The organism is Corynebacterium sp. LK2537, from assembly GCF_040946485.1.
Taxonomy (GTDB): Bacteria; Actinomycetota; Actinomycetes; order Mycobacteriales; family Mycobacteriaceae; genus Corynebacterium.
The window spans coordinates 23,383-41,877 of record NZ_JAYWLQ010000009.1; the positions used below are offsets into that span (position 1 = coordinate 23,383).

Consider the following 18,495-nt stretch of genomic DNA (forward strand, 5'->3'; position numbering starts at 1 on the left):
CCGCCTAGCCCTTGACCCCGCCGGCGGTCAGGCCGGCCACGATCCGGTGCTGGAAGATCAGGACCATGATGATGAGCGGGATGGTCACCAGGGCGCCGGCAGCCATGGTGGCCGCGTAGGGGTACTCGAAGGCCGAGGGCCCGGAGAAGCGCGCGATGGCCACGGTGACCGGCTCGGTGTCGGTGGAGGAGAGCTGGCGGGCCAGCATGAACTCGTTCCAGGTGGTGATGAACGCGATGATGGCCGTGGTGAACAGGGCCGGGGCGGCCAGGGGCAGCAAGATCATGCGGAAGGCCTGCGCCTTGGTGGCGCCGTCGACGCGGGCGGCCTCCTCCAACTCCCAGGGCAGCTGCCTAAAGAAGCTGAGCAGGGTGTAGATGGTCAGCGGGAGGGCGAAGGAGATGTTCGGGATGATCATGGCCCGGTAGGTGCCAATCCAGTCCAGGTCGCCGAAGAGCTGGAAGAGCGGGGTGACCAGCGCGATGGCCGGGAACATGGAGGCCGCCAGGATGACGCCGGTGACGATGCCCTTGCCCGGGAAATCGTAGCGCGCCAGGGCGTAGGCGGTGAACACGCCCACCAGCACGGCCAGGGCGGTGGTGACCAGGGAGATGACCAGCGAGTTGGTCAGGGCCCCGAGGAAGTCGTTGCCCTTGTCGGTGGCCAGGGCGTCCCGGAAGTTGTCCAGGGTCAGGTGGGTCGGCCACGGGGTGGTGTCAAAGGTGTGGTCCTTGTGCCGCAGGGCGGTCACGACCATCCAGTAGAAGGGGGCCAGCCCCCAGAAGATGATGAAGAGGATGCCGGCGAAGTGGCCCACGGTTCCCCAGGAGATGCGCGATTTCATTACTTGGCCTCCTTCTTGGATTGGGCAGAGGCGGGTACGGCAGAGGCAGGCGCTGCCGACGCGGTGCTTGCCGATGCCGCTGCTTCCTCAGCCGCGGGCTCACCCGGGGCCTTCTTCCGGCCCCACGGCAGGTTTCGCCGTTTGCGGGGCTCCTCGGCGGTGCCCGCGATGTTGGCGCCCAGGAAGCGGATGAGGATGAAGGCGACGAAGAAGATGAGCAGGAAGATCAGGGTGGACAGCGCGGAGGCGGAGTTGAAGTTGCCCTGGCGCATGTCCTCGACGACCAGCTGGGAGATGGTGGCGGTCGGCGAGTTCGAGGAGCTGGAAATCATGATGACCGGCAGGTCGTACATGCGCAGCGCGTCGAGGGTGCGGAAGAGGATGGCCACCATCAGGGCCGGCCGGACCAGCGGCAGGGTGATGCGGGTAAAGATCTGCAGGCGGCTGGCGCCGTCCATGCGGGCGGCCTCGTAGACGTCCTTCGGGATCATCTGCAGGCCGGCGAGGATGAGCAGGGCCATGAACGGGGAGGTCTTCCACACGTCGGCGATGATGACGGCCAGCCGGGCGTAGAAGGGGTCGGTGGTCCAGGCGATGTCGGTGCCGAGCAGGGAGTTGACTACGCCCTGCGGGGCGAACATGAACTGCCACAGCTTGGCGGTCACGGCGGTGGGGATGGCCCAGGGGATGAGGACGGCGGCGCGCACGAAGCCGCGGCCGCGGTAGTTGCCGTTCATGATGAGCGCCATGGCCATGCCCAGGATGGTCTCGAGGGTCACGGTCACGACGGTAAAAAACAGCGTGATCTGCACGGCCGGCCAGAAGTCGGTCGCAATAACCCCGGGCGGGCAGGTGGCGGCCACGCCGGACGGCGACATGCACTGGTTGGTGATCCAGTACAGGTAGTTGTCCAGCCCGGCGAACTGGCCCTCGACGAAGAGCCCGGTGGTCGGGTCGAGCTGCCGGTTGCCCTTGAACGACAGGATGATGGCCCGGATGACGGGGTAGCCGATCACGATCGCCAGCACGATGATCGCGGGCGCGATGAGCCCGGCGGGCACCCAGGCCCGAGACTTGGGCGAGGGGCGGCGCCGTTGGGCGGTTTTCTCGGTCACGCGCTTGGCCTTTCTGATGTTTGCTCTACTGCTGCGAATTAACGCTGCGGCGAATCACCGCTGCTGTGCGGCGTGCAATGGTTTGCACTGAGGATGGCACTGATCATAACGCACGGCCCCGACGCAGCCTCGAAACTCGCCGTGTTCATACAAAAGCGAACGATGCCACCTCGCCGCACGGGAAGGGGCATCGTTCGCTAGGTTGGTGTCCGGCCGGGGCCGGGCGGGCCTGAGGCCTGGGAGGCTTAAGCCTGGGAGGTCTAGGCCTGGGAGGCAGACTCGATGGCGGCCTTCATGTCCTTGGTGGCATCGTCAACGCTCTTGCCGTCGGTGATGGCGGCGTAGGCGTTGTCCTGGATGGCCTTGGAGATGGCGGAGTAGAACGGGGAGACCGGACGCGGGGAGGCGGCCTCCAGGGACTCCTTCAGGGCCGGCAGGTACGGGAACTTCTCGATGAGCTCCGGGTCATCGTAGATGGAGGCCAGCACCGGCGGGAAGGAGGCCTCCGCGAAGGAGGTCTGGTTCTCCTCGTTGATGATGTACTCGATGAAGTCGCGGGCCGTGGCCTTGTACTCGGAGTTGATGTTGATGCCGTTGTTGTAGCCGCCCAGGGTGGACACGCCCACGCCGTCCTTGGCGACCAGAGGCTGGACCTCGAACTTGCCCTGGGTCTCTGGGGACTCCTCGGCGTTGGTGTACATGTACGGCCAGTTGATGGCGAAGGCCGACTTGCCCTCGGTGAACGCCAGGTTGGTCTCCTCCTCGGTGGCGGCGGTCGAATCCGGGGAGATGGTGCCGTCCTCGTAGGCGTCGACCAGGGCCTGCAGGCCCTCCTTGGCCTCGGCGGAGTCGACGGTGATGGTGCCGTCGTCGGCCAGGACCTTGCCGCCCCAGCCCTCGATGAAGCCGACGGTGTTGACGGTCAGGCCCTCGTACTGCTTGAGCTGGGTGGTCAGGCAGTCGGTGTCGTCCTTGAGCGCCTCGCAGGCGGACTTGACGTCGTCGAAGGTGGACACTTCCTCGGGGGCGAGCTCCGTGTTGCGGTAGAGCAGCTGGCCGTTGGTGTTCTGCGGCAGGGCGTAGAGGGTGTCGTTGTAGGTGGCGGACTCGACGGTGGCCGGCAGCAGGCCGTCGGTGTCGACGGCCAGGTCCTCGGTCAGCGGGGCGAGCCACTGGTTGGCGGCGAAGTCGGCGGTCCAGACGACGTCGAGGGCCATGACGTCGTAGTCGGAGTTGCCGGCCTGCAGGGACTGCACGAGGGTCTCCCGCTGGGCGTCGGCCTCACCGGCGAGCTCTTCGAGGGTGACTTTCTCCTCGGGGTGCTCCTCGTTCCACTTCTCGATGATGGGCTGGATCTTGTCCGTGTCGTTCTTGCCCATGGCGAAGGTGATGGGGCCACGGCCGTCGGTGTTCTCGGTGGCGGAACCGTCGGCGTTGGAGCTGCCGGAGTCGGAGCTGCAGGCGGTCAGCGCCAGGGCGAGGGCGGCGGTGCTGGCGATGACGCCGTTGCGCACGGTGCGCCGGGAAGGTGACTGCATCATAGTGATTTACCTTTCGGGAAACAGTAGGTGTATTTCAGGTTATATTCACCAACGTCCGGAAGAATAGTTTTTTGGGTTCTTGCCCCCACGCCGGGGGTAGTGGGCCCCGCGGCGCTCGCAGCCGCTGGGATCGCGGGCCCGGCGGCGCTCGCAGCCGCTGGGATCGCGGGCCCGGCGGGTATTGTTTGGGTTATGACTGAGCGAAACAATACTGAGCACAACGATGCCGTGCACCCCAGCAGTGATCTGGACCTGGACCGCATCCGCGCCGCGCTGTCCGGGCTTTACAGCACCGTCGACTACAAGGAACAGACGGGATCCACGAACACGGATCTGATGGGGGCTAACGATGTCGCCGACGGCACCGTCCTCCTCGCCAACGAGCAGGTCAGCGGCAAGGGACGCCTGGGCCGCAAGTGGGTCGCCCCGGCTGGCAAGCAGCTCATCTTCTCGGTCCTGCTGCTTCCGGATTCCCTCGAGCACCTGGGTACCCTGCCCCTGGCGGGCGGCCTGGCGGTGACCGACACCGTCGAGGGTTCCGTCCTGAAGTGGCCGAACGACGTCCACATCGACGGCAACAAGCTCTGCGGCATCCTCGCCGAAGCCGGCCCGGTCGGCGCCGCCTTCAAGTCGGGCGGATTTAAGACCGGCGAGTTCAAGGGCGGCGAGTTCAAATCGGGCAAGGCCACCGGCGAGTTCAAGTCCGGCGATGCTGAGATCAACAAGGCCGAGATCGACAAGGCCGAAATCAACAAGGCTGAGGTGGCCCCCAAGACCGAGGTCAACAAGGCAGAGGTCAACAAGGCCGAAATCAACAAGGCCGAGGTGGCCCCCAAGACCGAGGCCGGCGCCGCCCCGAGCGCCCGCGTCGTGCTGGGCATGGGCCTGAACGTCACCCTGACCCGGGAGGACCTGCCGATTGAGAAGGCGACATCGCTAGCGCTGGAGGGCCGCGACACGGACCGCACCCAGCTGGCGATTGACCTGCTGACCAACCTGCGCCGACGCATCGCGCAGTGGCAGAACCAGGACCCGCAGCTGATGCGGGACTACCGCGCGGTGTGCTCGTCGATTGGCCAGGAGGTGCGCTTGGAGGCGCCGACGGGTGATGTGGAGGGCATCGTCGAGGGCGTTGCCGACGACGGCCGCATCAACGTGGGCGGCGAGTACTACTCGGCCGGCGACGTGACCCACCTGCGGCCGCAGCGCTAGAAACCTCCACCGCCCTTCGCCGCCGATGCCATCCCAGGTAAGCTTTAGGGCGCTATGGGATATATGACGATGGGGCCCGGTGAGGCCAAGCGGGTCGACGTGACCGCGCCGTTCCGCACGCTCGTCTTCCCGCTGCTGGAGCTCATCCTGATTACGGGGGTGTGCTGGATAGCCATCGGCTGGCTGGACGCGCAGGGGGCGGACCTGCGCCTGCGCAACGCGCTGGTCGTGTTGTGGGGAGCGCTCAGCGTGTGGCGCTTCGTGCTGCCGGTGATCCGTTCGCGCCGGAAGCGCTTCATCGTCACGGACCGCCGCGTCATCGCCCGGGCGGCCCGCTTGGGCGGCCGGACGGATTCGATTCCCCTGCGCGACATCGTGGGCGCCCGGCGTCGCCGGGGCGGGATTTCGCTGGCGATCCGCGGCTACGACCAGGCCCTGTATTTCCCGGACGTGCCGAAGACCAAGAAGGTCGAGGCTGCCATCGGGGATCAGCTGCGGGCGCTGCGATCGCCCATCTGGCGCTAGCGGCCCGCTACTAGCTAATTGGGGTACCGTCATGCCCGGTTTCCTGGGGTGACACGCGAGCCGCCGGCGCCGCGCTAGGATTGAAAACGTGAGTGAACAAGCTGGAAATCCCCAAGCCCATGCCCCCGGTATGCCAGTGGTCACCGTCATTGGTGACGGTCAGCTGGCGCGGATGATGCAGACCGCCGCCATCGAGTTGGGCCAATCGCTGCGCCTGCTGGCCGGCAGCCCTGATTCGTCGGCAGCGCAGGTCTGCGCCGACGTGGTGGTGGGCGACTACACCGATTACGACGACCTGTTGCGGGCCGTCGAGGGCGCGGACGCGGTCACCTTCGACCACGAGCACGTCCCGAACAAGCACCTGGAGGCCCTCATCGAGGCCGGTTACAACGTGCAGCCGGTGCCGTCCGCCCTGGTCAACGCCCAGGACAAGCTCGTCATGCGCCGCCGCCTGCGGGAGCTCGGCGCCCCGGTCCCGGAGTTCGCCGAAATCACCAGCACTGACGATGCCACCTCTTTCTGGGCCGCCACCTCCGGCCAGGTTTGCTTGAAGGCCCGCCGCGGCGGCTACGACGGCAAGGGCGTCTGGTTCCCCTCCACCGAGGAGGAGCTGGTCAACCTGGTCAGCGAGCTCCTCGATGCCGGCACCCCGCTGATGGCGGAGAAGAAGGTCGCCCTGACCCGCGAGCTGTCCGCCCTGGTGGCACGCACCCCGTCGGGGCAGACCGCTTCCTGGCCGATCACCGAGTCGGTCCAGCGCGACGGCATCTGCTCCGAGGCGGTCGCCCCGGCCCCCGGGCTGAGCTCCGCCCTCGAGTCCCGCGCCTCCCAACTGGGCGTCCTGGTCGCCGAGTCACTCGGCGTCACCGGCGTCCTTGCGGTCGAGCTCTTCGCCTTCACCAACGATGCCGGCGAGGAAGACATCGCCATCAACGAACTGGCGATGCGCCCCCACAACACCGGCCACTGGACCCAGGATGGCTGCGTGACCTCCCAGTTCGAGCAGCACCTGCGGGCCGTCCTCGATTACCCGCTCGGGTCGACCACCCCGACCGCCCCGGTCACCGTCATGGCCAACGTCCTGGGCGCCGAGGAGGATCCGGAGATGCCGATGTCCCAGCGCGCCGTCGAGGTCCACCGCCGCTTCCCGCAGGCCAAGATCCACCTCTACGGCAAGGGCCACCGCCCGGGCCGCAAGATTGGCCACGTCAACCTGACCGGCCAGGACGCGGAGCAGACCCGGCACGAGGCCCGCCTGGCGGCCGGCTTCCTGGTCAACGCCCGCTGGGACGACTAGGCCACCGGGGCCCGGCAGCTTCTTTCGGGCCCCGCGCACCTTCACCCCGGCCTTCAGGCCCCGCGTACCTTTGCCCCGGCCTTCAGAACCTGGCCCCAGGATCCAGGCCCCAGGATCCAGAACCCAGCACCCAGAACCCAGCACCCAGAACCCAAAACTCACCAAAGGAGTGCCCCACAGCATGACCGCTACCCCAGAGAACACCCAGGCCCGCGTCGGCATCATCATGGGATCCGATTCCGACTGGCCCACCGTCGAACCGGCCGCCCAGGTGCTGGCCGAATTTGGCGTCCCCTTTGAGGTCGGCGTCGTCTCGGCCCACCGCACTCCGGAGAAGATGCTCGCCTACGCCAAGCAGGCCCACACCCGCGGCTTGCAGGCCATCATCGCTTGTGCGGGCGGGGCGGCCCACCTGCCGGGCATGGTCGCGGCGGCCACCCCGCTGCCGGTCATCGGTATCCCGCGGGCCCTGAAGGAGCTCGACGGCCTGGATTCCTTGCTGTCCATCGTCCAGATGCCGGGCGGGGTACCGGTCGCCACCGTTTCCATCGGCGGCGCCAAGAACGCCGGCCTCCTAGCCGTCCGGATCCTGGGCGCGGGCGATCCCCAGCTGATCGAGAAGATGAGCAAATACCAGCAGGACATGGCAGATTCGGTGGAGGAAAAGGACGCAAACCTCCGCCGGAAACTGCTGGGTGACTAACACGGAACCCACACGGATCCCACACGGATCCCATTGATCTAGCCGCGGGCAGGCTCCACTACCGGTATCCATGTATCCACTACAGGCATCTACTACCGGCACTCACTACTGTTTCAACTAGGCCGTCTTAACTAGCGGCCGCGGTTTGCCTTCGGAGCTTATACCCGGCGGCCTCTTGGGCGGCGACTGATTCGTTGCATTCGACGTCGCTACTTCCCGGTCTGACGAACCCGACCCGTCCGCTGCGAGGATCCCTGGCCGCATGGCCCATGTTTCCTCTGCCATCTTGTCTGTCGTTGTTGTTGACGTGATGGGAGCGGCATAACAAGGTCAGATTGTGTATGTCCGTGACCCCGCCGTAGTACCAGGCCTGCAGATGGTGGACATCGCAGGCATTGGCGGCCCGGTCGCACCCGGGGTGGGAGCAAACCAGCTCGGAGGCAATCAGCGCCAGCTTCTGCATGAAGCTCGCCGTCCGCTTCGAGCGGCCTAGCGCCAGCGGCTGGAAGTCCTCGCAGTCCATGATGCAGAGGTAATCACTAGCCGCGGCCCCGAGCCGGATGATGTCCAGCGGGGTCAGCGAGTGCCCGGTGTTGGTGGGCAGCAGGGAATCCGCCTTGAGGTTCTCGAAGTCCTCGACCGTTCCGGAGATGATGATGGAGCCCAGGCCGGGGTGCGCCTTCTCGCGCGAGCCGAGGTACTCCTGCAAAATTGCGGTGAACTGGTCCGCCATCCGCTGGCGGTAGTTACGCTTGTCTTCCTCCGGCGGCAGGTCCGGGGTGCCCGGACGCGTGGCGGGCGCGAAGGCCTGGCTCATCAGCGCCGCGGTGGCGCCATCCAGGTAACCGCTGACGTGGACGCCGCCGTCGGCATCCGCAGGGCTGAACTCCAAATGACGCTTGCGGGTGGCGGCGAACCGGTCCCGGTTGCCGAAGGGATCCCTGCTGCGCGCATTCGCCGCACGGACCTCGCGGCGCAACCACTGGGCGAAGTCCTTCAGATTTCGCTTCTTCGCCTCGTCAATGGCCTTGTTGCGCAGCTCGTTCGGCCCTGGGGTGGCGTGGGCGTTTAGGTGCTTGAGCTCGCGGTCGATGATGGACAGGTAGCGCCCGCGAAGAGCTTCCTTCTCCCGCAGCTTGCGCTGGGCCTCGGCGCGGGCCTTTTCCTCGCGTTCCCGGCGAATGCGAGCCTCTTCTTCGGCCTTCTTGCGGCGCTCCTCGGCCTGCTTCCGGCGCTCTTCTTCCGCCTGTGCGGCGGCCGCAGCGTCCCCGTCAGCAGTAGAACCGTCAGCCGAACCATCAGCAGCGCCATCACCGGCGCCCGCTTCAGCATCCTCCGGCGGGTCCTGCAGGGGCGGCGGATCCGACAGGGGAGCGTTCCCGAAGATGGTCTGCCCGTTGCGGAGCCGGTCCTTCGCCTCACCGTAGGACAGCCCCAGCCGGTTCATCAGGTAGTCCATCGCCCGCGTGGAGTTGACGTGGCGCCCGGCGTCGTCGCGTTCGGCGATGAACGCGAAGGCGGCATCGATAGTAGTGATGGTGCCGGAGAGGGCAGCGAGCTTCTCGAAATAAGGGTAGATCTCACCAAAGTACACCGAGTCCACCTCCGTGACGGCGGCGTGCAGGCGTGAGTATGCCTGTTCGATTTCGGCTACACATTCGGCAATGGATTGAGTCGCTTTGGTCATGATCTTCACCCCCTTGAGGTGCTCGAACCTTTGTTTCTTACGACCTCAATCCTATTCACGCAACCACCCCGCGCAACCCCTAAAGCAAAACTTTGTTCTAGATGGTCACATTGTTAGTAAAACGGGGGTAACCTCTGGCAGAAATAGGCATTGACGGCGCCGAATGGGGCGGCAAACGCCCTCAAGTATCCTAATTCTTATGTTTAAAAACGACGGCGGAGAAGCCTCCCGGCGACCATCACTTGTCCCGACGGCCCCCATCGTCGTCCTCGGCTCCCGCACCACCGCCGGTCGTCCCGAACCGCTGCTCCGCGCCCGCCTCGCCGCCGCCGCCCGCCTCGCCGAGGCATGCCCCCAAGCCCCCATCGTGGTCAGCGGGCACGGGGAAGCGCTTCCGATGCACAACTACCTCACCGCCCAAGGCATCGACCCGGAGCGCATCATCCTGGAGCCCCTGGCCACCAGCACGAACGAAAACCTCGAAAATTCCGCGCGCCTGATACCCCGCGGCTCGACGATGACCGTCGTCACCAGCAACTTCCACATCTTGCGCACCCGGCTCTGGGCCTGGCACCTCAAGATTCCCATCCACACGGTCGCCGCGCCGACCCCGAAGGGCTACAAACTACAAAACTATGCCCGCGAGCTCGCCGCGACGCCGCATTCTGCGCTGCGCTGCGCTTGGCGACGCCTCCGGCACCGCCTCGAAGGCCGCCCCGACTAGCCCCAAACTAGCCTCAAACAGGCCCTAAACAGCCCCCAAACAGGCCCCAGAACCAGCCCCCAAAAACTAGGCCCAAAAACCTAGGCCCGAAAAACCTAGGCCCCAGACCCCGCGCCCGGGCTTCCGCGCCGGCGCCCACTGCGACGACGTCCCCCGCGGCGCCCGCCCCGTCGCCGCTTATTCCGCGCGCCGGAGCCAGACCCGGCACCAGCCCGAGACCCAGCACCAGCCCCAGACCCAGACCCAGCACCAGACCCAGACCCAGACCCGGACCGAGAACCAGCCTCAGACCCCCGCGTAACCGACTCGGGCAGGCGCGACGCCGCCCGCTTGTGGGCGTCCTTCGCGGCTTCCTGCAGGGCCTTATCGATGCCCTCCGCCAGGGTGTCGCGGACCTCCTTCTGCCGGTAGGCGATGGCGCGCAGCCCCATGATGGCGATCTTGTCGGCGGCGCGGTTGAGCGGGTCGCCGGAGTGTCCCATGACGCGGCGGAAGGTGATGCTGCGCTGCCCCTGGTTGTCCTTCCAGGCCTGCTGGAAGCGGGAGAGCGCGCCCGGGTGGATGCCGCGCCAGCGCTTGCCGAGCTTGCCCTGGCCGGTGATGTAATCGACGGCGCGTAGGGCGGCCTGGCTGTCGCTCTCGATGAGGACGTCGGTGGCATCGGTGTGCACGAGGTACTTCAAGGCCAGGGTGAGGGCCTCGAGCTCGAGCTCGTCCGTGGAGGCCTTCGTGCGGCGGGTAAGTAGCTGGTAGTCGCCGTTGCTGGCGACGAAACACGACGCGCCCTTGATGTTGGTGTCGGAGGAGGCATCGGTGGCGATGCGGGTGGGGGTGGCATCGTTAGCGTTAGAAAAGTCGGAGAACTGCGGCCACCAGTGAGCCTCCGTGGCGGGCGGGGGAGTGGGCTTGCGCTTGGGGGACTGCCCGTTGCGCTTGCCCTGGCGCTTGGCCTTGGTCTCCTCGACGGTGCGCAGCTTGCTGGCCCGCGGGCAGGCGCGGTTGTACTCGGAGAAACTACCCGTGACCAGGTAGCCCTGCTTCTCCAGCTCCAGGCGCAGCGCCCCGCGGCGGCGGCCGACGTTGCACCATACCTTCTTCTTGGCGCCGTTGAAGCTGCGGATGCCGTTGATGGCGTCGTTGAGGTCGCGCATCACGGGCCCCACGGTGTCTTCCTCCGTGGTGCGCCCGGTGCGGACGAAGCGCGGGCCGGGCTTGGCATCCACGGCGATGACCCACCCGTTGAGCTTGCCCTCGGCGGCGGACTTCCAGGGGATGTCCCACATGGCGATGGCCACGTGCACCGGCGCGTTGTGCATTTGCGGGGTGACCTTTCTCGATCGGTAAGTACGCGATTCTGTACCTACCAGCGCGGCGAGATCGACGGGTTCCATGCCTACTAGTAAACCGTACGGGCATCCGGGCCCGTTCCCCGGGGTAGGCACTAACCTGCCAGCGCTCACCAACCGCCAACCAACCGCCCACCAACCACCAGCCAACTGCCTCCCCCGGGGTACCCACGATGCCCACGGGGTTAGGCGGGTGGGGTTCGCCTTTACATATTGTTCAACAACCCCCTAAGATGATGCGCATCACAAACCTGTGTGACCTATATCGCGGAGGGAAAACAATGAGTGCACAGACACCCGAATCCACTTCTCACACCGGCTCGACCCCAGGCCGGGACTCCAACCAGGGCCCCGCCCACAGCAACCAGAGCGACAACCAGGGCCCCGCCCAGGGTTCCGCCCAGGCCGCAGGCACCACCCAACCGGCTGCCGATGCCGCCGCCTCCCCCTCGGGCGCCAAGAAGAAGTCCCCGGCCTCGAAGGGGATTGGCGCCATGGCGGGTGCCATGTTCCTCATGGCGACCTCCGCCATCGGCCCGGGCTTTTTGACCCAGACCTCTGTCTTTACCGTCCAGATAGGCGCTGCCTTCGCGTTCGCTATCGCGGTGTCGATCATCGTTGACATCGCCATCCAGCTCAACGTCTGGCGCGTGCTGTGTGTGTCCGGCATGCGCGCCAACACCCTGGCCAACACGGTCCTGCCGGGGCTCGGCTGGGTGCTGGCCGCCTTCGTCTTCTTTGGCGGCCTGGTCTTTAACATCGGCAACATCGCCGGCGCCGGCCTGGGCATGAACGCCATGCTGGGCCTCGACGCCCGCTGGGGCGGCCTGATCGCCTCCGCCATTGCCATCTTCATCTTCCTGTCCAAGCGCGCCGGCATGGCCTTGGACCGGCTGGTGGCCGCACTCGGCGCCATCATGATCCTGCTCATGCTCTACGTGGCGATCGTCTCCCAGCCCCCGCTGGGCGAGGCCCTCAAAAACACCGTGGCCCCGGAGACCATCGACCCGTTTGTCATCACCACCATCATCGGCGGCACCGTGGGCGGCTACATCACCTTCGCCGGCGCGCACCGCCTGATCGACACCGGCTACTCCGGCGTCGAGAACGTCAAGAGCATCACCTACACCTCGGTCTCCGGCATCATCATCACCGGCATCATGCGCGTGCTGCTCTTCCTAGCCGTCCTGGGCGTGGTCGCTACCGGTGTCACCCTGTCTGAGGACAACACTGCTGCCGATGCCTTCCAGCACGCCGCCGGCGAATTCGGCCTCCGCGCCTTCGGCGTGGTCCTGTTCGCGGCCGGCCTGTCCTCGGTCATCGGCGCGGCGTACACCTCCGTGTCCTTCGTGACCTCCCAGAACTCCAGCGACAAGGTCCGCAATTTCGCCACCGTCGCCTTCATCGCCGTGTGTGCGGTGGCCTTCGTGGTGCTGAACTCCGCCCCGCAGACCCTGCTGATTTTCGCCGGAGCCATCAACGGCCTCATCCTGCCCATCGGCTTCGCCATCGTGATGTGGGTGGCCTGGCGCCGCCGCGACCTGCTGCAGGGCTACAAGTACCCGACCTGGCTGCTGGTCCTGGGCGTCCTCGCCTGGTTCCTGACCATCTTCATCGGCGTGATGGCCTTCAGCGGCATCGCCGCCCTCTGGTCCTAGGCGGCAGCACCCTAGTCCCAGCGCCCTAGGCCCAGCACCCTAATCCCAGCACCCCAGCGAAATAACAAGAAGGAAGGCCACCCCATGGCACCGGAAGGCACCCAGCAACTCAACCCGAATTCGACCCCGGCGGAGGTGCGCGCCTTCGCCCGCCACCACCCGCTGCCGACGACCTCGGGGCTGGCCCGCGGCTATATGCAGGCCAACCTGCTGGCCGTGCCCCAGGAATACGCCTTCGACTTCCTACTATTCGCCCAGCGCAACCCCAAGCCGTGCCCCATCGTGGGCGTGCTGGAGGCCGGCCAGCACTCCTCGGGCCTGCTGGCCGGCGGGGACATCCGCACCGATATCCCGGGCTACCGCGTCTTCGAAAACGGCGAGCTGACGCAGGAAACTGCCGATGCCACCTCCTTCTACACCCCGGACATGGTCAGCTTCCTCATCGGCTGTTCCTTCACCTTCGAGACCGCTCTGCTGGACAACGGCGTGGAGATCCCCCACATCGCCCAGGGCAAGAACGTGGCCATGTACCGCACGAATATTGCCACCAACCCGGCCGGGGTCTTTAGCGGGCCGATGGTGGTCTCCATGCGGCCTATTAAGGCCTCCCAGGTAGCCGATGCCGTGCGGATTACCTCCCGCTACCCCGGCGTCCACGGGGCGCCGGTGCACGTGGGGGATCCGGCGGCGATTGGCATCGATAGCCTGGACGCGCCCGACTTCGGCGAGGCCATCGACGTGCCGGCCGGCTATATCCCGGTCTTCTGGGCCTGCGGGGTGACCCCGCAGGCGGTGGTGATGAACTCGGCGCCGCGCCTGGCGATTACCCACGCGCCGGGGCAGATGCTGGTCACCGACGCCCGCGACCTGGGCTACCAGGTGCCCTAGGCCGCCGGCCTAAAACACGGCCTTAAACCACAGCCAGAATCTTCTCGCAGCTCGCGCGCAGCGTCGCGTGCGAGAGATCGGCGGCCGCGCGGCGCTCGCCGCGGGCGATAAGGCCGGCCAGCTGCACGTTGCCGTCGATGTGATCGGCGTGCAGCAGCGGGTAGCGGGGGATGACCAGCAGGAAGGTCAGGCGCATGCGCGCGAGCAGGTTGCCCATCTGCTCGTCCAGCGTGGGCGAGCCGAGCGCGGCCACCAGCGCCCGGTGGAAGCGCTGGTTGATGTTGGAGACCTCCTGGTGCTCGCCGCGGGCGGCGAAAGCGCGGGCGGACTCGGTCAGCGCGACCAGCGCGTCGGCGTCTGCGAACTCGCCCCACAGCACCCCGGAGGGCTCGATGGCGGCGCGGGCGCGGAAGAGATCCTGGATATAGGCGCGGTCCGGGGTGGCGATGAAAACCCCGCGGTTGGGGATGCGCTCCACCAGCCGCTCGGCGGTCAGCCGGGCGAAGGCCTCGCGCAGGGTGTTGCGGGAGCACTCGAAGCGCGCGGCCACCTTGACCTCGCTGAGCTGCTCGCCCGGCTGGTACTCGCCCCGGGAGATGGCGTCCCTAAGGTCCGCCGCGACGGTCTGAGAAAGCATGCGTAACAGTCTAATGCCGCACCCCCGGCTAGCAGGGCACTTTGGCCCTTCTGCTTGGCGGCACCGCCCCGCGAAAAGGGGGCCGCACTGCCGCCCGGGGGACGCGGCGGGGTAGGGGGTTAGTTGATGGTGGCGATGACGTCGTCGGGGGTGACGCGCTCGCCGGCGTCGATCTTGATGGAAATCGTGCCGGCGTTGGGCGCCTTGACCGCGGATTCCATCTTCATGGCCTCGATGGTGGCGATGGCATCGCCCTTGGCGACCTCGGCGCCGTCTTCGACCTTCCACTCGACCAGGTTGGCCTCGAATGGGGCGGTCACGGCCCCGGCGGATCCGGCCTTGGCCTCGCCGCCGGCCGGCGCGGCGGAGCTAGTGGCCCCGGCGGGCGCCTGGAAGAACTCGACGGGCAGGCCGATGTTCATTAGCTTGCCGTCGACCTCGATGGCAACGGTGCGGCGCTGCGTGTAGATGGCCTCCACCTGCTCGGTCTGGTGTCCGGCAGACGGGCGGTAGTTGTGGTCCACCCAGTCGGTGTAGAGCTCCAGCTCGTCGCCGGTCAGCGCCGGGTTGTTGACCATGTCGCGGTGGAAGGGCAGCACGGTGCGCACGCCGGAGACGGTGAACTCCTGCAGCGCCTGCTGGGCGCGGCGCAGGGCCACCTGGCGGGTCGGTCCCCAGACCACCAGCTTGGCAATCAGGGAGTCGTAGTACGGCGGCACGATGGACCCGGTCCGCACGGCGGCATCGACGCGGATGCCGGGGCCCGTCGGCGGCTCGAAGGACACGATGGTGCCCGGGCAGGGGGCGAAGCCGTTGAGGATGTCCTCGGCGTTGATGCGGAACTCGAAGGCGTGGCCGTGGGAGACCGGATCCTCCGCGATGGAGATCTCCTCGCCGGCGGCGATCCGGAACTGCTCGGCGATGATATCCACGCCGGTCACGGCCTCGGTGACGGGGTGCTCGACCTGGACACGGGTGTTGACCTCCAGGAAGGAGATGGTGCCGTCCTCGGAGACGATGAACTCCACGGTGCCGGCGCCGGTGTAGCCGACCTTCTGGCAGATGGCGCGGGAGCCCTCGATGATGCCCTGGTACTGCTTCTCGGTCAGGTTCGGGGCCGGGGCCTCCTCGATGAGCTTCTGGAAGCGGCGCTGCGTGGAGCAGTCGCGGGTGCCTAGCACGCGCACGTTGCCGTGGGTATCCGCCAGGACCTGGGCCTCCACGTGGCGCGGGTGGACCAGGAACTTCTCCACGAAGCACTCGGCGCGGCCGAAGGCCTCCATCGCCTCGCGGCCGGCGGAGTTGAACGCGCCCTCGATCTCTTCCATGGTGTCCACGACCTTCAGGCCGCGCCCGCCGCCACCGTAGGCGGCCTTGATGGCGATCGGCAGGCCGTGCTCCTCGGCGAAGGCGCGGGCCTCCTGCCAGTCGCCGATGGGATCGGAGGTGCCCGGGGCCAGCGGGGCGCCGACCTCCTCGGCCACGCGGCGGGCGGCGATCTTGTCGCCCAGCAGGTCGATGGCGTCCGGGCCCGGGCCGATCCAGGTCAGGCCGGCGGCGCTGACGGTGCGGGCGAACTCGGAGTTTTCCGACAGGAAGCCGTAGCCCGGGTGGATGGCGTCCGCACCGGCGCGCACGGCGATGTCCAGCAGCGCCGGGATGTTCATGTAGGTTTCACCGGCGGAGTTGCCCGGCAGGGCGTAGGCCTCGTCGGCCACCACGGTGTGCAGGGCGCCGGCGTCGGCCTCGGAGTAGACGGCGATGGAGCGGATGCCCAGGTCGCGGGCGACGCGGGCGATGCGCACGGCGATCTCGCCGCGGTTAGCAATCAGTACAGCAGAAATGGCCATGGTTAGTTGACTCCTGAGACTAGTTCGAAGCGGACCCGGGCCCCGGGCGGGAGCTGGGCGGCAATATCAATATCTTCTTCCAAGACGGTGGCGACGACGGGGTAGCCGCCGGTCACGGCGTGGTCCCGCAGGAAGACCACGGGCTTGCCGTTCGGCGGGATCTGGACGCTGCCGGCCACCATGCCCTCCGAGGGCAGCTCGCCGTCGACGACGCGCTCGATGGTGGCATCCCCGGCCAGGCGCAGGCCGACGCGGTTCGAGTCCGAGGTGACGGTCCACTCGGTGTCCAGGAACTGCTGGACGTTCTCGCCGAACCAGTCGTCGCGCGGGCCCAGCGCGCAGCGCAGCACGCCGGTGGTGGTGCCGTTGTCGTCGCGCACGCGCAGCGGGTTGGACAGCTGGGCGTCGGTCATGGCGTTCGAGCGCGGCAGCACGCCGATGACCTCGCCGGCGCGGACCGGGTCCGGCCCCAGCCCGGAGAGCACGTCCGTGGCGGAAGAGCCCAGCTCCGTGTCGGCGATGATGCCGCCGCGGATGGCGATGTACGAGCGCATGCCGGTAATGGCCGGGCTGACGGTCAGGGTGGTGCCGGCGGTGACCAGGATGGGCCGGGCCAGCTGCAGCGGGTATTCGCCCACGCGCACCACGGCGGTCGCGCCGGTGACGCAGATGACCGTGTCGGTCAGCGCCTTGAGCTGGATGCCGCCGATGTTTTCCAGCACCGTCGCATTGCGCGGGTTGCCCACCGCGATATTGGCGGTGGCGGCCGCCGCGCGGTCCGCCGCACCGGAGGGGGTAACCCCCAGGTCGCCGCGGCCCGGCCGGCCGAGGTCCTGGTACAGGGTCAGCAGGCCGGCGTCCTCGACCTCCATGCGGGGCAGGCGCGCCGGGGACTTCTTGGCCCCGTCGTGGTCGCGGGTCAGCTCGGGCAGCTCGCGGACGGCGTTGTAGCGCACCCGGTCGCCGGGCTGGACCAGCGCCGGCGGCTCCGCGTGGGACTCCCACATCGGGGTGTTCGTGGTGCCGATGAGCTGCCAGCCGCCGGGGGACACACGCGGGTAGACCGCGGAGAAATCGCCCGCGATGCCCACCGCGCCCGCCGGCACAGCCGTACGCGGGTCGGGGCGGCGCGGCACGGCCTTGGCCTGGCTGGGGTCCTCCGGCGCGCAGTAGGTAAACCCGGGCGCGAAGCCGCCGAAGGCGGCGGTCCAGGTGGTGGAGGTGTGCCAGTCGATGAGCGCTTGCTCCGACATGCCGAGCAGCTCCGCGGCGTCGGCTAGGTCCTCGCCGTCGTAGCGCACGTCGATGTCCACGGTGCGCGGCTCGCGTCGGCCCGCCTTCGTGGGCTGGAACTCGGCCAGCTGCTCGGCGGCAAGCTCGGCCGCGCGCGGGGCGTCGAAGGTGACCAGCAGGGTGGTGGCGGCGGCGATGCAGTCGACCTGGTGCGGCAGCGGGTGCGCTGACAGCTCCGCGTGCCAGCTCATGACTTGGTCGAGCCCGTCCAAGTCGATGAGCATCGCGCGCGTGCCGACCGGGTGGATGGTGGGGTTAGACATCGAGGAAGCTCCGAATCTCCACGCCTTCCTGGCCCAGCAGGTCCACCACGCCGCGCAGCAGCTCGACGGCGCCGGGGGAGTCGCCATGGGTGCACACGGACTGGGCATCGACGGCCAGCTCGGTGCCGTCGTAGGCGGTGATAGAGCCGGTACGGGCCACCTGCAGGACGCGGTCGGCCACGGCCTGCGGGTCGTGCATGACCGCGTGCGCCTCGCGCCGGGAGACCAGCGTGCCGTCGGCGTTGTAGTTGCGGTCGGCGAAGGCCTCGCGCACCACGGTCAGGCCCTGGTCCTCGGCCATGTCCACGGCCACGCCGCCGGGCAGCAGCATCAGCGGCAGGTCGCCGAAGGCGCGCACGCCGTCGATCACCGCCTGGGCCTGGGCCTTATCGTGCACGATGGTGTTGTAGAGCGCCCCGTGCGGCTTGACGTAGCGCACCCGGGTGCCGGCCGCGCGCGCCAGGGCCTCCAGCGCGCCGATCTGGTAAGTAATCTCATCGGCCAGCTCCGCCGGGGCGTAGTCGATGAAGCGGCGGCCGAAACCGGCGGCATCGTTATAGCCCACGTGCGCGCCGATGACCACGTCGGCGCGGGCCGCGGCCTGGACCGTCTGCGCGATTGAGTGCGGGTCCCCGGCGTGGAAGCCGGTGGCCACGTTGGCAGACGAGACCAGCTCCAGCATGGCCGCGTCATCGGCCACGGGGTTGCCGGCGGTCGTCTCACCCAAGTCTGCGTTGAGATCAATAACAAGCGAAGACATCAACACCATCCCTAAAATTGTTGAACAATCTGATAGATCCAGTGTAGCGCGCGTCACGCCGATTTGTGAATAGGGTTACGTTTCACGGATTCCCCGACTACCCCCACAGCCCCGGCAGGCTAAGATCTGAAAGATTTTGTTCTTACAGAAAG

16 protein-coding genes are annotated in these 18,495 nt (G+C 67.5%); 7 read left to right on the plus strand and 9 right to left on the minus strand.

Features of this window, described 5'->3' with window-relative positions; all coding sequences use genetic code 11:
- Nucleotides 1-4: 4 nt before the first annotated feature.
- The 3 genes from VVS03_RS10455 to VVS03_RS10465 all read right to left on the minus strand — a co-directional run bounded on the left by VVS03_RS10455 (nucleotide 5) and on the right by VVS03_RS10465 (nucleotide 3,497).
- The gene (locus tag VVS03_RS10455) at nucleotides 5-844 is read right to left on the minus strand and encodes a carbohydrate ABC transporter permease (RefSeq protein ID WP_368534502.1); all 840 of its coding nucleotides are present in this window, start codon (nucleotides 842-844) and stop codon (nucleotides 5-7) included.
- Nucleotides 844-1,905, minus strand: a complete 1,062-nt coding sequence (locus VVS03_RS10460; RefSeq protein WP_368520233.1) for a carbohydrate ABC transporter permease — start codon at nucleotides 1,903-1,905, stop codon at nucleotides 844-846. Before VVS03_RS10460 ends, VVS03_RS10455 begins: the two co-directional genes overlap by 1 nt.
- 314 nt (nucleotides 1,906-2,219) lie before the next feature.
- A complete protein-coding gene (locus VVS03_RS10465; RefSeq protein WP_368520234.1) occupies nucleotides 2,220-3,497 on the minus strand; it encodes an ABC transporter substrate-binding protein in 1,278 nt (425 codons plus the stop codon).
- 195 nt (nucleotides 3,498-3,692) lie between these two features.
- Here VVS03_RS10465 and VVS03_RS10470 point away from each other — a divergent pair, with 195 nt between their 5' ends.
- From VVS03_RS10470 to purE, 4 genes are all read left to right on the plus strand, one after another.
- Nucleotides 3,693-4,712 (plus strand): biotin--[acetyl-CoA-carboxylase] ligase, encoded by a 1,020-nt coding sequence (locus VVS03_RS10470; protein WP_368520108.1) that lies wholly within the window; start codon nucleotides 3,693-3,695, stop codon nucleotides 4,710-4,712.
- Between the two features lie 54 nt (nucleotides 4,713-4,766).
- Complete coding sequence (locus tag VVS03_RS10475; RefSeq protein ID WP_368521601.1) at nucleotides 4,767-5,237, plus strand: hypothetical protein; 471 nt, start codon at nucleotides 4,767-4,769, stop codon at nucleotides 5,235-5,237.
- A gap of 88 nt (nucleotides 5,238-5,325) precedes the next feature.
- Complete coding sequence (locus VVS03_RS10480) at nucleotides 5,326-6,534, plus strand: 5-(carboxyamino)imidazole ribonucleotide synthase (RefSeq protein ID WP_368534503.1); 1,209 nt, start codon at nucleotides 5,326-5,328, stop codon at nucleotides 6,532-6,534.
- A 181-nt stretch (nucleotides 6,535-6,715) separates the two neighbouring features.
- Entirely contained in the window at nucleotides 6,716-7,237 is a 522-nt protein-coding gene (gene purE, locus VVS03_RS10485) for a 5-(carboxyamino)imidazole ribonucleotide mutase (protein ID WP_368520111.1), read from the plus strand.
- A 127-nt stretch (nucleotides 7,238-7,364) separates the two neighbouring features.
- Here purE and VVS03_RS10490 read toward each other — a convergent pair whose 3' ends face one another.
- Nucleotides 7,365-8,924 (minus strand): DUF222 domain-containing protein, encoded by a 1,560-nt coding sequence (locus tag VVS03_RS10490; RefSeq protein ID WP_368534504.1) that lies wholly within the window; start codon nucleotides 8,922-8,924, stop codon nucleotides 7,365-7,367.
- Between the two features lie 199 nt (nucleotides 8,925-9,123).
- Here VVS03_RS10490 and VVS03_RS10495 point away from each other — a divergent pair, with 199 nt between their 5' ends.
- On the plus strand, nucleotides 9,124-9,648 hold the full coding sequence (locus VVS03_RS10495) for a YdcF family protein (protein WP_368534505.1): 525 nt from the start codon (nucleotides 9,124-9,126) through the stop codon (nucleotides 9,646-9,648).
- A gap of 95 nt (nucleotides 9,649-9,743) precedes the next feature.
- Here VVS03_RS10495 and VVS03_RS10500 read toward each other — a convergent pair whose 3' ends face one another.
- Nucleotides 9,744-11,039, minus strand: coding sequence for an RNase H family protein (locus tag VVS03_RS10500; RefSeq protein WP_368534506.1), 1,296 nt, complete (start codon nucleotides 11,037-11,039; stop codon nucleotides 9,744-9,746).
- Between the two features lie 449 nt (nucleotides 11,040-11,488).
- Between VVS03_RS10500 and VVS03_RS10505 the strand changes: the two genes are divergently transcribed.
- Nucleotides 11,489-12,652, plus strand: coding sequence for an NRAMP family divalent metal transporter (locus VVS03_RS10505; RefSeq protein WP_368520235.1), 1,164 nt, complete (start codon nucleotides 11,489-11,491; stop codon nucleotides 12,650-12,652).
- Between the two features lie 84 nt (nucleotides 12,653-12,736).
- Nucleotides 12,737-13,540: a putative hydro-lyase gene (locus tag VVS03_RS10510; RefSeq protein ID WP_368534507.1), complete on the plus strand. Its 804-nt coding sequence runs from the start codon at nucleotides 12,737-12,739 to the stop codon at nucleotides 13,538-13,540.
- Nucleotides 13,541-13,562: 22 nt separating this feature from the next.
- Here VVS03_RS10510 and VVS03_RS10515 read toward each other — a convergent pair whose 3' ends face one another.
- The 4 genes from VVS03_RS10515 to VVS03_RS10530 all read right to left on the minus strand — a co-directional run bounded on the left by VVS03_RS10515 (nucleotide 13,563) and on the right by VVS03_RS10530 (nucleotide 18,343).
- Nucleotides 13,563-14,177: a GntR family transcriptional regulator gene (locus VVS03_RS10515; RefSeq protein WP_368534508.1), complete on the minus strand. Its 615-nt coding sequence runs from the start codon at nucleotides 14,175-14,177 to the stop codon at nucleotides 13,563-13,565.
- A gap of 119 nt (nucleotides 14,178-14,296) precedes the next feature.
- The gene (locus VVS03_RS10520) at nucleotides 14,297-16,027 is read right to left on the minus strand and encodes a biotin carboxylase N-terminal domain-containing protein (protein ID WP_368534509.1); all 1,731 of its coding nucleotides are present in this window, start codon (nucleotides 16,025-16,027) and stop codon (nucleotides 14,297-14,299) included.
- A gap of 2 nt (nucleotides 16,028-16,029) precedes the next feature.
- The gene (locus VVS03_RS10525) at nucleotides 16,030-17,583 is read right to left on the minus strand and encodes a carboxyltransferase domain-containing protein (protein WP_368520118.1); all 1,554 of its coding nucleotides are present in this window, start codon (nucleotides 17,581-17,583) and stop codon (nucleotides 16,030-16,032) included.
- Complete coding sequence (locus VVS03_RS10530; protein WP_368520119.1) at nucleotides 17,576-18,343, minus strand: LamB/YcsF family protein; 768 nt, start codon at nucleotides 18,341-18,343, stop codon at nucleotides 17,576-17,578. The genes VVS03_RS10525 and VVS03_RS10530 overlap by 8 nt, the downstream gene beginning before the upstream one ends.
- Between the last annotated feature and the right edge of the window lie 152 nt (nucleotides 18,344-18,495).

Coding starts and splice junctions, on each gene's coding strand:
- VVS03_RS10455 (WP_368534502.1), bottom strand. CDS start 844: ATGAAATCGCGCATCTCCTGGGGAACCGTGGGCCACTTCGCCGGCATC.
- VVS03_RS10465 (WP_368520234.1), bottom strand. CDS start 3,497: ATGCAGTCACCTTCCCGGCGCACCGTGCGCAACGGCGTCATCGCCAGC.
- VVS03_RS10470 (WP_368520108.1), top strand. CDS start 3,693: ATGACTGAGCGAAACAATACTGAGCACAACGATGCCGTGCACCCCAGC.
- VVS03_RS10475 (WP_368521601.1), top strand. CDS start 4,767: ATGGGATATATGACGATGGGGCCCGGTGAGGCCAAGCGGGTCGACGTG.
- purE (WP_368520111.1), top strand. CDS start 6,716: ATGACCGCTACCCCAGAGAACACCCAGGCCCGCGTCGGCATCATCATG.
- VVS03_RS10490 (WP_368534504.1), bottom strand. CDS start 8,924: ATGACCAAAGCGACTCAATCCATTGCCGAATGTGTAGCCGAAATCGAA.
- VVS03_RS10495 (WP_368534505.1), top strand. CDS start 9,124: ATGTTTAAAAACGACGGCGGAGAAGCCTCCCGGCGACCATCACTTGTC.
- VVS03_RS10500 (WP_368534506.1), bottom strand. CDS start 11,039: ATGGAACCCGTCGATCTCGCCGCGCTGGTAGGTACAGAATCGCGTACT.
- VVS03_RS10505 (WP_368520235.1), top strand. CDS start 11,489: ATGGCGGGTGCCATGTTCCTCATGGCGACCTCCGCCATCGGCCCGGGC.
- VVS03_RS10510 (WP_368534507.1), top strand. CDS start 12,737: ATGGCACCGGAAGGCACCCAGCAACTCAACCCGAATTCGACCCCGGCG.
- VVS03_RS10515 (WP_368534508.1), bottom strand. CDS start 14,177: ATGCTTTCTCAGACCGTCGCGGCGGACCTTAGGGACGCCATCTCCCGG.
- VVS03_RS10520 (WP_368534509.1), bottom strand. CDS start 16,027: ATGGCCATTTCTGCTGTACTGATTGCTAACCGCGGCGAGATCGCCGTG.
- VVS03_RS10525 (WP_368520118.1), bottom strand. CDS start 17,583: ATGTCTAACCCCACCATCCACCCGGTCGGCACGCGCGCGATGCTCATC.
- VVS03_RS10530 (WP_368520119.1), bottom strand. CDS start 18,343: ATGTCTTCGCTTGTTATTGATCTCAACGCAGACTTGGGTGAGACGACC.